At 64.5% G+C, this 12,993-nt stretch carries 14 protein-coding genes, 2 tRNA genes, 1 rRNA gene and 1 other RNA gene; 12 read left to right on the forward strand and 6 right to left on the reverse strand.

Annotated elements, in window-relative coordinates:
- The 3 genes from rrf to KZ498_RS18990 form a co-directional block, all read left to right on the forward strand.
- A 5S ribosomal RNA gene (gene rrf / locus KZ498_RS18980) occupies positions 1-113 on the forward strand; the annotation flags it as partial.
- A gap of 97 nt (positions 114-210) precedes the next feature.
- On the forward strand, positions 211-468 hold the full coding sequence (locus tag KZ498_RS18985) for a hypothetical protein (protein ID WP_312620787.1): 258 nt from the start codon (positions 211-213) through the stop codon (positions 466-468).
- Positions 469-514: 46 nt separating this feature from the next.
- Positions 515-590: transfer RNA gene (locus KZ498_RS18990), tRNA-Cys, on the forward strand.
- A 108-nt stretch (positions 591-698) separates the two neighbouring features.
- On the opposite strand, the gene KZ498_RS18995 is transcribed toward KZ498_RS18990, so the two are convergent.
- On the reverse strand, positions 699-1,334 hold the full coding sequence (locus KZ498_RS18995; protein WP_312620789.1) for a hypothetical protein: 636 nt from the start codon (positions 1,332-1,334) through the stop codon (positions 699-701).
- 139 nt (positions 1,335-1,473) lie between these two features.
- On the opposite strand from KZ498_RS18995, the gene KZ498_RS19000 reads away from it, so the two are divergent.
- The 3 genes from KZ498_RS19000 (at position 1,474) to KZ498_RS19010 (ending at position 3,021) form a co-directional block, all read left to right on the forward strand.
- The gene (locus tag KZ498_RS19000) at positions 1,474-1,653 is read left to right on the forward strand and encodes a hypothetical protein (RefSeq protein ID WP_312620790.1); all 180 of its coding nucleotides are present in this window, start codon (positions 1,474-1,476) and stop codon (positions 1,651-1,653) included.
- A gap of 57 nt (positions 1,654-1,710) precedes the next feature.
- Positions 1,711-2,043, forward strand: a complete 333-nt coding sequence (locus KZ498_RS19005; RefSeq protein WP_312620792.1) for a hypothetical protein — start codon at positions 1,711-1,713, stop codon at positions 2,041-2,043.
- Between the two features lie 111 nt (positions 2,044-2,154).
- Complete coding sequence (locus KZ498_RS19010) at positions 2,155-3,021, forward strand: hypothetical protein (RefSeq protein WP_312620794.1); 867 nt, start codon at positions 2,155-2,157, stop codon at positions 3,019-3,021.
- 39 nt (positions 3,022-3,060) lie between these two features.
- On the opposite strand, the gene KZ498_RS19015 is transcribed toward KZ498_RS19010, so the two are convergent.
- The 4 genes from KZ498_RS19015 to KZ498_RS19030 all read right to left on the reverse strand — a co-directional run bounded on the left by KZ498_RS19015 (position 3,061) and on the right by KZ498_RS19030 (position 4,480).
- Entirely contained in the window at positions 3,061-3,288 is a 228-nt protein-coding gene (locus KZ498_RS19015) for a hypothetical protein (RefSeq protein ID WP_312620795.1), read from the reverse strand.
- Positions 3,289-3,493: 205 nt separating this feature from the next.
- Positions 3,494-3,567, reverse strand: a tRNA-Lys gene (locus KZ498_RS19020).
- 34 nt (positions 3,568-3,601) lie between these two features.
- Positions 3,602-4,279, reverse strand: coding sequence for a hypothetical protein (locus tag KZ498_RS19025; RefSeq protein WP_312620796.1), 678 nt, complete (start codon positions 4,277-4,279; stop codon positions 3,602-3,604).
- 48 nt (positions 4,280-4,327) lie between these two features.
- Complete coding sequence (locus tag KZ498_RS19030; protein WP_312620797.1) at positions 4,328-4,480, reverse strand: hypothetical protein; 153 nt, start codon at positions 4,478-4,480, stop codon at positions 4,328-4,330.
- A gap of 272 nt (positions 4,481-4,752) precedes the next feature.
- On the opposite strand from KZ498_RS19030, the gene KZ498_RS19035 reads away from it, so the two are divergent.
- From KZ498_RS19035 to KZ498_RS19050, 4 genes are all read left to right on the forward strand, one after another.
- Entirely contained in the window at positions 4,753-5,094 is a 342-nt protein-coding gene (locus tag KZ498_RS19035; protein ID WP_312620799.1) for a hypothetical protein, read from the forward strand.
- A gap of 92 nt (positions 5,095-5,186) precedes the next feature.
- Positions 5,187-6,950, forward strand: coding sequence for a ferredoxin--nitrite reductase (locus tag KZ498_RS19040; RefSeq protein ID WP_312620801.1), 1,764 nt, complete (start codon positions 5,187-5,189; stop codon positions 6,948-6,950).
- A gap of 333 nt (positions 6,951-7,283) precedes the next feature.
- Positions 7,284-7,735, forward strand: an RNA gene (gene rnpB / locus KZ498_RS19045) — RNase P RNA component.
- A gap of 61 nt (positions 7,736-7,796) precedes the next feature.
- Positions 7,797-8,405, forward strand: a complete 609-nt coding sequence (locus tag KZ498_RS19050) for a rubrerythrin family protein (RefSeq protein ID WP_312620802.1) — start codon at positions 7,797-7,799, stop codon at positions 8,403-8,405.
- Positions 8,406-8,447: 42 nt separating this feature from the next.
- Here the strand turns inward: KZ498_RS19050 and KZ498_RS19055 are convergent, their stop codons facing one another.
- On the reverse strand, positions 8,448-9,041 hold the full coding sequence (locus KZ498_RS19055) for a hypothetical protein (RefSeq protein WP_312620804.1): 594 nt from the start codon (positions 9,039-9,041) through the stop codon (positions 8,448-8,450).
- A 206-nt stretch (positions 9,042-9,247) separates the two neighbouring features.
- On the opposite strand from KZ498_RS19055, the gene uvrB reads away from it, so the two are divergent.
- Both uvrB and KZ498_RS19065 read left to right on the forward strand, forming a co-directional pair.
- Positions 9,248-11,305, forward strand: coding sequence for an excinuclease ABC subunit UvrB (uvrB, locus tag KZ498_RS19060; protein WP_312620805.1), 2,058 nt, complete (start codon positions 9,248-9,250; stop codon positions 11,303-11,305).
- A 99-nt stretch (positions 11,306-11,404) separates the two neighbouring features.
- Entirely contained in the window at positions 11,405-12,949 is a 1,545-nt protein-coding gene (locus KZ498_RS19065) for an ATP-binding protein (protein WP_312620806.1), read from the forward strand.
- The last annotated feature ends 44 nt before the right edge of the window (positions 12,950-12,993 follow it).

The following is a 12,993-nucleotide window of genomic DNA, read 5'->3' on the forward strand; positions in this document are numbered from 1 at the left end:
ACAGCGGTGGGGTTGCCTCCCGTACCCATCCCGAACACGGAAGATAAGCCCACCAGCGTTCCGGGGAGTACTGGAGTGCGCGAGCCTCTGGGAAATCCGGTTCGCCGCCACCATTCATATCTCAGCCTACCACAGAGAGTCATCTCTGCGGTGGGCCTTTCGTATTTATAAGCAGTGCGTAACTACGTGACTGGACCGAGAGAGTGCCGTATGACTCGTGAAATCAAACTGAACGAACTCACGGAACTCCTCGAAACGGCGACGTACCCGCTACCGGTCGAAACCGCCCGAACTGAGTTCGACGACGTACAGCTCGTGTACGCAGACGGCTCCGAACGATTAGCTTCGCTACTGGCACGGGTCAACGACGAGCAGTTCGCCTCTCCGGACGAGGCACAATCGTCGATCTACAGTGCCATCCCGGTCGAGGGGGTCGGAGAACCAGGCCAGTCAGAGGGTGAGGGCTGATCGAATTCGCTACGCTTAAACGACCGAGTTGACTACCTCTATTCGCGCCAAGGTGGCAGAGTCTGGCCTAACGCAGCGGCCTGCAGAGCCGCCCATCGCCGGTTCAAATCCGGCCCTTGGCTTCGTTCTACCGAAGAACTCGTTGCGAGAACCCCTCTCGACCTGCTCCGCATCGCGGCTGGCGTAACTGCCGTTCCGGATGTGAGGTATTGCCGCCTCTGACCGGGTCGTCACTCTGTTTCGACAGGAATCGTGTGAACGCGCCGGAGCGATTCGATGTGGGTTTTCGCCGTCTCGTCCAGTGGAAAAGTCCCGTGGACGTCGGCCGGGACTCGGCCGTGGACGACACGCCCGAACGGCGCGGCGGCGGCAGGATACACTTGCTTGGCCAACCGAGCCACGGGGGCTGCGACGTCAAGTTCTTCCAGCGCTTCCTTCACAGCCGCTTCGCCGACGTGGACGGACTCCCCTTCGATCAGAATGAACGCGAACGGCAGGTCGTCGAACTGCGCCTGGAGGAACGCCTGGATCGCATCGGATTCCCAGGGGACGGGCGTGATGTCCGTGGCACAGCGGGTGACCGTCTCGGCAGCGCGCCGGAACAGATCGGTACTGCCGTCGTAGACGAGAAGGGACTGAGTCACACCTGCAGTACGGGTTTCGGCCGCTTGAACGTTGTGTAGTGTCACACCGAGCGGCCACTCCTGGTTCGACTGCTTGACCGCGAGCTCGCGGTCGAAAGGAGCGCTGGTCCCGGCGGGCAACGGTGGACGGTCGCGGTACGTGCGGACGGTGCGGTCGTGAGCAAGTTCGGGCAGTTCGAGACGGGCGACGGCGTCGTCGAGACGGTTGAATCGCCTGGACACTCTGACAGCCGGACTCGGGTTGCTGTGACGGCTAACGAGTGGCTGGAGCCCGTCAAACCACCCCAGTGGGTGTGTTCCAGCCAGCTACACATCGCTGGTGGGTAATCTCTATACGAGTTCAACGCCAACGAGCACGCGTATGAGTCTGCTCAAGAACAAGCACCTCCTCAACGGAATCGTCTCGCTGGTACTCAGCGTTGCTATCACTGTCTGGCTGGCCGACGACGAAGACGCGCCGTGGGGCCTGACTGACATGGCCCTGGCCGTCGCCATCTCTTCGTTCCTGTCCGGCTTTTTCACCAGCTATTTCGCTGACTGAGTCGAGCGACTCGGTGAACGGGGGAACACCGATGCCGTTCCAGCCCGTTCGAACAGTATGGATGAGCCAGAACCTGTCGACGACTGGCAGCACCGCCCGTTTTCGCCGGCGGAAGCCAGCGCCTTGCTGGACGATATCGACGACGCTGTCGCAGTCTGGGTGATGCACCACGACAACGACGTTCGGTCGGCCGTCGTTCTCGATGACGCCCCCGAGGACGCAGTCATCGATATCATCGTCGAGACTGGCTCCACCTTCGAAATGTACAGTTACACGAGCGGCGTCTGGATGGACTACGGCACACAGCGCAAAGACGACCCGGAGGCCCCGCCGATGGCAGGGACGCTGGACAGCTACGACGTTCTCGCGGGGAAATCTGAGACAGCTTGACCGGTGCAGTGCATTGCCACCTCCCCTGCCGGGCCGATAGCCCCTTGCCACCCGCCCACCGATACGCTCGAAAAGTAATCATTAAACGGCGCGGCGACTGACCGTCCTGATATGCAACGACGAGCCGCGGCGGCGTACTTCGCGTTCTTCCTCGTTATCAGTGTTGCTGCGTACGCCTACATCGGCGTCGCGGAGAGTCAGCGGCCGGCGGTGTCGCTCGACGCTGACGCCGAACTGACAAACGAGAGCACGTTCACTGTCGACGGAACGGAATACACAGCCACGAACATCCACATGTCCTCCGGCGGCGGTGGCGGCCACGGCGGTGGCGGTGGCAGTATGGCGGCTGACCTCTCGTGGACGAACGAGTCGTCACGGTATACGGCGACCCTAGAACACAACACCACGACGACCTACCAGAACGAATCCTACCGCGTGTACACTGACGGCAACGAGAGCACGGTCACGCTCGAAGAGGAGTTCAACGTCAGCGCGCTCCTCGTCGCGGACTCCTCGGTCCAGAACACGCTGGCGACCCAGAACGGGACCCAGTACGTGGTCTACCGGTCGAACAACACGCAGACCCCGCTGAGCGAGTGGCTGCCAGAGCCGGAGACGGTTTCGTTCACCACCGGCGATACTTACCCCCACGCGACCGATAGCGGGACCCAGGAGGCCACTATCTCCGAGGTGACCGACAGCGGCGCGACGCTCGAGTGGTTCGCACCGCGTGAGAACACAATCGAACTCTCAGAGGGCGGAAACGTCACGCTGAGCGGGCAGCAGTTCTTCACGCACTTCCCCGACCACAGCACCGTCGAAATCGTCTCGGTTCAGCAGTACGGCCAGTACCAGGCGACGCTCGACCGGCAGGACTACTTCCACGAGCGCAAGAACGGCATCTGGGGCGTCTCGATACTTTCGGGTATCGCCGCCGTGCTGATGCTGGGGATGGCGTACATGCCCGTCCGCGGATAACAACGACGCCTGTTTTCGACTCTGTTTTCGACGACCGACTTACGCGTCGGCTGCCCAGCTAATGTATGCGAGTGCCACGCCGATCACACCCATCCCGAGCGCCGCGACCAGTTGTACAATCACCGCTCCCATCGACGAGTATGTCTGCCACGGCGTGCTGGCAATCGCGGCGAGCGTGGCGGCGACGAGCAATACGCCGACAGTCACGCCCAGTGGGCGCAGCGGCCGCGCGAGTACGCGCTGAATTGTATCGGTATTTCCAGCCATACTGTTGGCATCCGCCGTCTCGGTGGTAAATGAACCGGTCTCGGACGACTCACCGCCGGACCCTTCCTTCTACCTGGACCAGCGAACCGGGAGGATTGAACCGAAGAGAGACGGTCGACCTCGCTCCGCTCGACCGCTGCGACTCTCAGGTTCAACGCCTTCCTGCCAGTTTTCACCGACTCGCAGTGCTCGTCGGTTCGTTGCACGGGCCGGGAGGGAGTTGAACCCCCGACCATCTGGTTAAAAGCCAGACGCTCTGCCTAACTGAGCTACCGGCCCTCGCTATTCGCTCGGGGGAGTGGCGATTAAGACCTTACGGTCCGCCGTCGAAGTACGACTCGACAGCCTCGCTGATGACTTCCCCGGGGGAGGCCCCGTCGAGTGCGGCCTGCCGGCGGAGTCGGCAGTAGGCGTCGCGACCGAGCTGTGTCCGCAACTCGCCCAGCGCGTACCCCTTTCTGGCGAGCGCCGCGTCTACGGACGCGCCGTCGTTGACGCTGCTGGCAACTGACCGTATCTGACGGACGGTGAGGTCGTGGTCGAGGGCGGCCCACGCCAGCAGGAGGCGGGACTCGCCGGAGACTCTGGCGATGTGTTTGGCCGCCGTCGGCGCGATCTCTCCCTTGGCGACGTGAATACGGACGGACCGGGGGAGGTCGTGCACGCGGGACCACTTTCGGATGAACGAGACCGAGGCTTCGCCCCCGGCCCGTTCGGCAGCGGCCTTGTAGGACCCTTCACCGCGAACCAGGGCTGCACACGCGGCCGCGCCACGCAGAATGAACACGTTGTCGTCGGCGCCGGCGGTGTTCTCGGAGAATTTCTTGACTGTTCTGGCGGCGAGCTCGAGGCTCTCGGGGTCGTCGGGATCGAACTCGATGGCCTCCTCGGGCCGCTGTCCAGTGAGTGCTGGGTCCCCGCGGATGACCGGTTTGCCGACCGGGGACTCACGGTCGGTCGATGGAATTTCGTTTTCGGGCCCCTCAGGCATCGATACGTGTTTGGGGAGCGCCGCACAAAAGTATCCCGTACAGGGGTGTCAGTCGTCGGATGCGCTCTCGCCGTCGCGCTCCTCGCTCATGTGCTCCCAGATCTCTGTGCAGCCACACCCGTCCTCGACATTGTCGAGGTGGTCTGTCGTTGGCTCTTCGCGCTCGGCGTCGTCGTCATGGGTTTGGTGTGCGTTCGTCATCGTTTCTCTCACAGCGACGACCGGGGTGGCCGCCACGGAACGTCGTACTCCTCCGTAATATCCCCATTATGTTAAGCACGGACTCTCCTGTAAGCTTGGCCCGCACTGCGACTTACAGGCAACATCTGTGTGTATCTTGTACAGCGCTCGATACGCAGCGTGTGTTGGTAACAACACACACTTACCACCCGAGGGCTGTCGTTCCGCCCCGGTTTCGGTGATACTTGCGACCGCCGATGCCCTCAGGTGTCTCGGGAATCTAATGACATGTAATGACGACCGACGTTCACCAGCTTGACGACGGGGCCTGGATCTCCGTCAACGACTCGCGTGAAGTGAACGTTTCGGACCTGTGGTTGTTGGCTCGAAGCGACTTCTGCGGGTGTGAGACGACGGATTTACTCGCTGAGGGGTTCGTGAAAGTGGGCATCGATTACCCTGATATTCAGGCACGAATAGCCGGGCAGTGCATCTCCTGTGGCGAAAGCGGCGTTACCGACTGGCTGACGGTCGGTCGCGTCGTAGACCCCGACTCCGGCGAGTTCCACGGCGTTGTCCACGAGAGCGTCCATTTCCCGGAGAAGCGAACCCGCCTTGCCCGCCCCGAAGAGTAGGCAACAATCTCCTGTTTCGGGGAGTGGGGGAGACGGTTGACGGCAAAGTGTGGTGTATAAGTCTGTGAGACTTCTGGAAAACCACATTAGCTATGCCCAGTAAAGTCGAGAAATGGAAGGACGATATTTACGGTAACGAGATCCGGGAGCATCTGATGGAGTTCGCAGAGCAAGGCTGGGACGCCATCCCGGAAGACGAACACGACGCCTGGTTCGAGCGCTTCAAGTGGTGGGGCCTGTACCACCAGCGCTCCGGTCAGGAGTCGTATTTCATGATGCGTATCGGGACGCCGAACGGCGTCATCAAGCCCGGCCAGCTCGAGGTCATCGGCGAAGTCGCGAAGGAGTACGCGACCGGTCCCGCCGACAACCCCGAGTTCGGCGACGCCTACTGTGACTGGACGACCCGCCAGAGCATCCAGCTCCACTGGATCAAGCTGGAGGACATCCCGGAGATCTTCGAGAAGCTCGAAGCCGTCGGTCTGGGAACACAACAGGCCTGTGGCGACTCCTGGCGGAACATCGTCGGCTGTCCCGTCGCCGGCAAGGACAAACACGAGCACGTCGACGCCTGGCCCGTCGCCGAGGACCTCCACGAGACGTTCAAGGGCAACGACGACTACTCGAACCTCCCGCGCAAGTGGAAGGTCGCCATCGCCGGCTGTGACGAGGGCTGTGGGCAGGGCGATATCAACGACCTCGCCTTCGAACCGGCCGAGAAGGACGGCGAACTCGGCTTCAACGTCCGTATCGGCGGCGGCCTCTCCCGCAAGGAACCGCGCCTCGCCCGCGACATCGACGTGTGGGTCCCGCCGGAGCAGGCCGCCGACGTGGCCCACGGCATGTCCGCGCTCTTCCGCGAGCACGGCGACCGCGAGGACCGCTTCAACGCCCGCATCAAGTTCCTCATGGACGAGTGGGGCCCCGAGAAGATGCGCTCGGTCCTGCAGGAGGAGTTCGTCGACTTCGAACTGCCGACCGCCGGCGAGGACATGCGCGACCAGTACAGCTACAACACCGGGTCCCAGGACGGGCACAACGACCACGTCGGGATTCACGAGCAGAAGGACGGCAACTACTACGTCGGCCTGAACGTGCTCGTCGGCCGCATGGGCGCCGACGACGTGCTCGAACTCGCGGAACTCGCCGACGAGTACGGCTCCGGCGAGGTCCGGCTGACCCAGCGCCAGAACATCATCGTCACTGACGTCCCCGAGGCGGACCTCGACGAGTTCACCAGCGAACCCCTGCTGGAGCACTACTCTCCCGAGCCGTCGCCGTTCATGCGCGGCTCTATCGCCTGTACGGGCACGGAGTACTGCTCGCTGTCTATCGTCGAGACGAAGAACCGCCAGGTCCGCTACGCCCGCTGGCTCAAGGACAACGTCGAACTGCCCGCGGACCACACGGACTTCCACATCCACCTCTCGGGCTGTACGGCCTCCTGTGCCCAGCCCCAGATCGCCGACGTGTCCTTGCGCGGCATGAAGACCCGCAAGGACGGCGAACCGGTCGAGGCGCTGGACATCGGTCTCGGCGGCGGCCTCGGCGACGACCCGCGCTTTGCCGACTGGGTGGAGATGCGTGTCCCGGCCGACGAGGTGCCCGGCGCGATAAAGAACCTCGTCAACAACTTCAAAGACGCCCGCGAGGACGGCGAGACCTTCCGTGACTTCGTCGAGGACCGCGACGAGGAGACGCTGGCCGAGATGGTCGACCCCGAAGAGACGGACTACCACGACCCGTACATGCACAACACGAAGATGACGTGGTACCCCTACGCGGAGGACGACGACATGCAGGCCTCGCCCGCGCCGACCGACGGCTCCGGCGAACCGCTGCCGTCTGACGACTAAGTCACACTGCTGGGAATTCGCGTCTCGACTGTTGTCGAATTGCGCTGTGACCCGCTTTCTCACACAGTTTCTCCCGACGCTGTGGCCGGGAGCGCGCTCTGTCGCGCGACCCGGGGGAGGGCAGGTCTGCCTGAGAATCAGACACAGACGTTGTAGTCGCTGTCGGTGAGCATACCGCGAGCGGAGCGAGCGGTTTCCCCGGACTCGCCGCGGTGTGGCGAGTCCGGCCTTTTTCGTCGACGTTTTTCAAGGAGTGGTTCGCGCTTCGCGCGAACCCGACGCAGAAAAAGGTCGTTGGTAAGCCTTATTCGCGGCACTGGCGTAGCAGTAACTGGCAGCGGGAGGCCGGCTCCCGTGGCGCAAGCCATGAGGAAAGTCCCCCCACCTGTCGGACAGGTGACCGGGCGCAAGCCCGGGGCGGGAGACCGTCGGCTCTGGAACAGCAACGACACGTCGTCGCCGGACCGATGAGGTGTGCGAATCCCGAGCGAGGCGACCCGTGCTCCACCAGACGGTGCAACACGCCGTCAAAGCGAGGGAGAGTTAACCCACCGAGGGCAGTCGCGACCCGGTGACTCCGGGGCGCGCGTTCGTGGACCACAATCCGTGCTCCACACGTGGGCCATCTTCGATGCCCCACGCTCCCGGCGACGGACCGATGGAACGGCGAAACCTCACCGGTGCAAGGCCGCGTCGACAGGTAGTCCGACACCGCGCGCAAGCGCTGGACGTGGCCGCTCAGCCGAATGCTGGCCCGAACAGAAGGGGGCTTACTCCCCGCAGCCGCGTTAGCCGCCGAGCGACGGGTCCGATGGTTACAAGCCCGCGCCGGCCGCAGGCCCGAGTATGACAGCAGCCGATCTTATCGACGCCGTTCGTGACGACCAGCAGACGGAACTCTCCCGACTGGGCTCCTCGAAGACGCTGTACGCCGACACCCGCGGCGAGATGGAACCGGACGTGGTACTGGCGGCGGCGGCCGCCCGCGAGGGGGCGGCCCACGAGACGTTCGACGCCTGGGACGACGACCACGACGACGCGGCGGCGCTGTTTGCCGACGCGGCGGCCGAGACGGCCGAGCGCCGCGATAGCATCGACGCCGACCCGGTCGACCGGACGCCGGCGATGCACGGCGTACTCGATTCCTTCGACGGGACCGTCGAACGCCTCGGCGGCTTCCTCGGCTGGACGCTCGTCGACAAGAAGGTCAAAGAGCAGTACACGGGCTTTTTCACCGGCCAGGCGGACCCACGGACGGCGAGTACGTTCCGCAGTGCCGGGAGCGACGTGGTGGCCCTCAGAGAGGAAGCCGCGGAACTGCTCGACGCTGTCTGTGAGAGCGACGACGACTGGGACGCCGCGGAGGCGGCCGCTATCGAGGTCATCTCGACGGCCTACGACGAGTACTTCGAGACGCTCGAGGACCTCGGCGTGAACCCGAAGCCGGTCTGCTAACCGGGCGGTTCGACCCGAGCCCCCGGTGACCGACGGGACGCGTCAGTCGTTCCCGCCGACGGCTTCGTCCGAGTCAGGTCGCCGGTCCGTCGACCCGCCGTCGGCCTCGCGTGTCGGCGTCACCGCCTCTCTGTCCGGTTGCCGGCCGAGCAGGCGGTCGGCCAGCCCGCCGAGCCACTCGTAGGCAACGTTGACGTAGAGACCGACGAGGAACGGGAGCCCGGTGGCCAACTGCGTCGACCCCAGTGCCGTCGAACTGAGTGCGAGGCTCCCGAACTGGTACACCCCGGCAGCAAGGAGCCACGCCGCGGGGATCCGCATCCCCATCTCGGCGAGGTTCTCGAAATCGCTCCACTTGTCGTACTCTTTGAGCGATGTCATCAGCTTGGTGAACACGTAGCCCAGCGCCCCGAGCGTCGCGTACAGGAAGACGGCCAGCGGCACGGTCACAGTGGAGCCGTCCCCGCCTACCGTTTCGGTCAGGAGGCCACGGCCGAACAGCCCGGCGCTCATCGCCACACCGATGACGGTGAGGAGAAAGAACACCCCGATAACTGCCCAGTTGCCGACCGACCAGCGGCCAGTGTCGAGCACGTCCTCGCTCCCGGTCGATGAGTCGGTTTCTGTCTTGCTCATATCAAATACCTAATTATGACACAGATTAAAACGAGGTGACCGTTCATTTACCGGTCGGAACCGAATGAGTTGCTTACTTTCGGCCGCTGTCCGACGGAAATACGGCCCCGCTTCCAGGGTGTTCTATCAACTTTACAATACAAGTTCTCAGGCTCACATTCGCGTGAACCACGCGGCTCAAGTCCGTCCAGCCCGAGGTGTAGGCAATGAGCGACACCGGCGGACCACTCTCTATCGACCGACCAGACGTCGACCGCGAGTTCCGCGTCGACGCCCCGTTCGACCCCGCGGGCGACCAGCCCGAGGCTATCGAGCAGCTCGCGTCGGGCTTTCGCCAGGGGATGGACCGACAGACCCTGCTCGGTGTGACCGGTTCCGGGAAGACCAACACCGTCTCGTGGGTCGTCGAGGAGATCCAGCAGCCGACCCTCGTCATCGCCCACAACAAGACGCTCGCGGCCCAGCTCTACGAGGAGTTCCGCGAGCTGTTCCCGGACAACGCCGTCGAGTACTTCGTCTCCTACTACGACTACTACCAGCCAGAGGCCTACGTCGAGCAGACGGACACCTTCATCGATAAGGACGCCTCAATCAACGACGAGATCGACCGGCTGCGCCACTCCGCGACGCGCTCGCTGCTCACCCGGGACGACGTCATCGTCGTCGCGTCGGTGTCGGCCATCTACGGTCTCGGTGACCCGCGCAACTACGTCGACATGTCCCTCTCGCTCGAGGTGGGCCAGGAGATCGAGCGCGACGAACTGCTCGGTCAGCTGGTCGACCTGAACTACGAGCGCAACGACGTGGACTTCACGCAGGGGACCTTCCGCGTGCGCGGGGACACGCTGGAGATATACCCGATGTACGCCCGCTACGCCCTGCGCGTGGAGTTCTGGGGCGACGAGATCGACCGGATGCTGAAGGTCGACCCGCTCGAGGGCGAGGTCAAAAGCGAGGAGCCCGCCGCCCTGCTCCACCCGGCGGAGCACTACTCGATTCCGGAACAGCGGCTCCAGCGCGCCATCGACGAAATCGAGACACTGCTGGACCAGCGCATCAGCTACTTCGAGCGCCAGGGCAACCACATCGCCGCCCAGCGCATCGAGGAGCGGACCACGTTCGACATCGAGATGATGCAGGAGACGGGCTACTGCTCGGGCATCGAGAACTACTCGGTCCACCTCTCGGACCGCGAGACCGGCGAAGCCCCCTACACGCTGCTGGATTACTTCCCCGATGACTTCCTGACTGTCGTCGACGAGTCCCACCAGACGCTCCCCCAGATCCGCGGCCAGTTCGAGGGCGACAAGAGCCGCAAGGAGAGCCTCGTCGAGAACGGCTTCCGCCTGCCGACGGCCTTCGACAACCGCCCGCTCACCTTCGAGGAGTTCGAGGAGAAGACCGACCAGACGCTGTACGTGAGCGCCACGCCCGGCGACTACGAGCGCGAACACAGCGACCAGGTCGTCGAGCAGATCGTCCGCCCGACCCACCTCGTGGACCCGGCCGTCGAGATCGCATCGGCGACGGGGCAGGTCGAGGACCTGCTCGAGCGCATCGACGAGCGAACCGAGCGCGACGAGCGGGTCCTCGTCACGACCCTGACAAAGCGGATGGCCGAGGACCTCACCGAGTACCTCGAGGAATCCGGCGTCGATGTGGCGTACATGCACGACGAGACGGACACGCTGGAACGCCACGAACTCATCCGGTCGCTCCGCCTGGGCGACATCGACGTGCTGGTCGGCATCAACCTCCTCCGGGAGGGGCTTGACATCCCGGAGGTGTCGCTGGTCGCGATTCTCGACGCCGACCAGGAGGGCTTTCTCCGCTCGGAGACGACGCTCGTCCAGACGATGGGGCGCGCAGCCAGAAACGTCAATGGCGAGGTGGTGCTGTACGCCGATGAGCGCAGCAACGCCATGCAGTCGGCCATCCAGGAGACCCAGCGCCGCCGGCGTATCCAGCAGCAGTACAACGAGGAACACGGCCTCGAACCGACGACCATCGAGAAGGCAGTCGGCGAGACGAACCTGCCGGGGAGCAAGACCGACACCGGCGGCATCTCGGGCGATGGCGCGAGCGACGCCGACGAGGCCGCCCGTCAGATCGAGCAACTGGAAGCGCGGATGCGGGAGGCCGCGGATAACCTGGAGTTCGAACTGGCCGCGGACATCAGAGACCGCATCCGGGACCTGCGAGCGGAGTTCGACCTGGACGGCGACGACAGCGACGGCGTCCCGGCGCCCGACCCGGAGTTCTGACCGGTCGGTTCGCACAGCTCACGCCGGGCCTGGGGAACCGATTTGTACTCTGAAGTAAAATGGTACGTATCTCGATGGTATCTCTGTCGGGGTTAGACCATGTTCGACTCCATCCGTTCCCTGGCCCGTGGCGTCTCGCCGACCGGACTCGTCGTCGCCGGCCTCGGCTTTTTGCTGACCCGGTTCACGGTCACGCTGGCGGTCAGTGACGGCCCGACGGCGTTCGTCTTCGGCGGTGTGGTGCCGCTGGTCCTGGGCCTGGGGCTGTCGGCGTTCGGTGTCGCCCTCACTGTCGGTGAGTTCGAACGCGGGTTCGTTCGGACGGTCACGCTGTGGTGTCTCGCCGGGACCGGCGCGATGTTCGTCCTCGTCCTGTTGACGCTGGTCGGCAACGGGAGCATGGGGCCGCTGTCCACTGGCGCGAGCCGGACGTACCTGTCGAACTTCCTCATCGGCGGGGGCGTCGGCGGGGCGCTCACCGGCGTCTACGCCGGCCGCTCGAACCGACAGCGACACGAACTCGAACAGCAGGCCGCCAGGCTGGACCTGGTCAACCGCATCCTCCGTGACAGGGTGCTGAACGCCCTGACGGTCATCCGGGGCCGGGTCGAGATCGCGGAGTCGCGAGAGGGTATCGGAACGGCCGACGTCCTGTCGGTCGTCGACGACCGCTCGGCTGGCGTCCAGCAGGTCGTCGAGAACATGAAACACATCACCAACGGCGGGGCCGACCTGTCGCTGGACGCCGTGCCCGTGGTCCCGTGCGTTGAATCGGGCGTCGACGCAGTCCGGGAGACCCACCCGACCGCGGAGTACGACCTGCAGACCGACGTGCCTGCGGACCTCCGAGTGCGAGCCAACACGATGCTCGACAATCTCGTCGCGCATCTGGTCGAGAACGCGGTCGTCTACAGCGACAGCTCCCGCGTCGAGGTTGCGGTCACCGACTCCGAGGACACTGTCACCATCAGCGTCAGCGACGACGGCCCGGGGTTGCCCGACCGGCAACTCGACCTGCTGGAGCGCGGCGAGATCGGCTCCTACGAGGACCGCTCGACCGGCTTCGGGCTGGACCTCGTTCGCCTGCTCGTCCGGAGCTACGGCGGGCGGACGGCGGCCACCGTCACGGACGGCGGGACGACGATAACGGTGACACTGCCGCGAGTCTCGACCGACGGCGGCGTCGCGACGCTCCAGTCGACGGACGTGCTGGGACTGTCGCCGCGCCGTCTGGGCCTTGCGGTCGGGACGTCGCTCGTCGCTGCCGTCGTCATGGGCCTCCCGTTGCAGTTCCTCTCCGGGGGCGTCCCGGTCATCGGCGCGCTGTACGGCGTCCAGAACCCCCTGGTCGGGTGGCTCACCCACGGGTTCCACAGCGTCGTCTTCGGGCTGGTGTACGCCGCGCTGGTCCAGACTGCGCCGGGCCACCTCTCCGACCGGGTCCGATACTACGGGGTGGCTCTCGGCTGGTCGCTCGCGCTCTGGCTCGTCGCCGCCGGGTTCATCATGCCGCTGTGGCTCTCGCTTGTCGGTATCGAGGCGGGTCTCCCGAATCTCGGTGTGGTGGCGTTGCTGGGCCATCTCCTCTGGGGCGGTTCCCTGGCTGCGCTCTACCGCTACGGCTGCCGCGTCTGGACTCCCTGACTCTCCCCGAACCCTGCTATCAGCTGAATTTGGACTAATACAAC

Origin of the sequence: Haloarcula sp. 1CSR25-25 (assembly GCF_032027985.1) — an archaeon.
Taxonomy (GTDB): Archaea; Halobacteriota; Halobacteria; order Halobacteriales; family Haloarculaceae; genus Haloarcula.

Coding starts and splice junctions, on each gene's coding strand:
- KZ498_RS19065 (WP_312620806.1), top strand. CDS start 11,405: ATGTTCGACTCCATCCGTTCCCTGGCCCGTGGCGTCTCGCCGACCGGA.
- uvrB (WP_312620805.1), top strand. CDS start 9,248: ATGAGCGACACCGGCGGACCACTCTCTATCGACCGACCAGACGTCGAC.
- KZ498_RS19015 (WP_312620795.1), bottom strand. CDS start 3,288: ATGGCTGGAAATACCGATACAATTCAGCGCGTACTCGCGCGGCCGCTG.
- KZ498_RS18985 (WP_312620787.1), top strand. CDS start 211: ATGACTCGTGAAATCAAACTGAACGAACTCACGGAACTCCTCGAAACG.
- KZ498_RS19055 (WP_312620804.1), bottom strand. CDS start 9,041: ATGAGCAAGACAGAAACCGACTCATCGACCGGGAGCGAGGACGTGCTC.
- KZ498_RS19030 (WP_312620797.1), bottom strand. CDS start 4,480: ATGACGAACGCACACCAAACCCATGACGACGACGCCGAGCGCGAAGAG.
- KZ498_RS19010 (WP_312620794.1), top strand. CDS start 2,155: ATGCAACGACGAGCCGCGGCGGCGTACTTCGCGTTCTTCCTCGTTATC.
- KZ498_RS19005 (WP_312620792.1), top strand. CDS start 1,711: ATGGATGAGCCAGAACCTGTCGACGACTGGCAGCACCGCCCGTTTTCG.
- KZ498_RS19040 (WP_312620801.1), top strand. CDS start 5,187: ATGCCCAGTAAAGTCGAGAAATGGAAGGACGATATTTACGGTAACGAG.
- KZ498_RS19025 (WP_312620796.1), bottom strand. CDS start 4,279: ATGCCTGAGGGGCCCGAAAACGAAATTCCATCGACCGACCGTGAGTCC.
- KZ498_RS19035 (WP_312620799.1), top strand. CDS start 4,753: ATGACGACCGACGTTCACCAGCTTGACGACGGGGCCTGGATCTCCGTC.
- KZ498_RS19000 (WP_312620790.1), top strand. CDS start 1,474: ATGAGTCTGCTCAAGAACAAGCACCTCCTCAACGGAATCGTCTCGCTG.
- KZ498_RS19050 (WP_312620802.1), top strand. CDS start 7,797: ATGACAGCAGCCGATCTTATCGACGCCGTTCGTGACGACCAGCAGACG.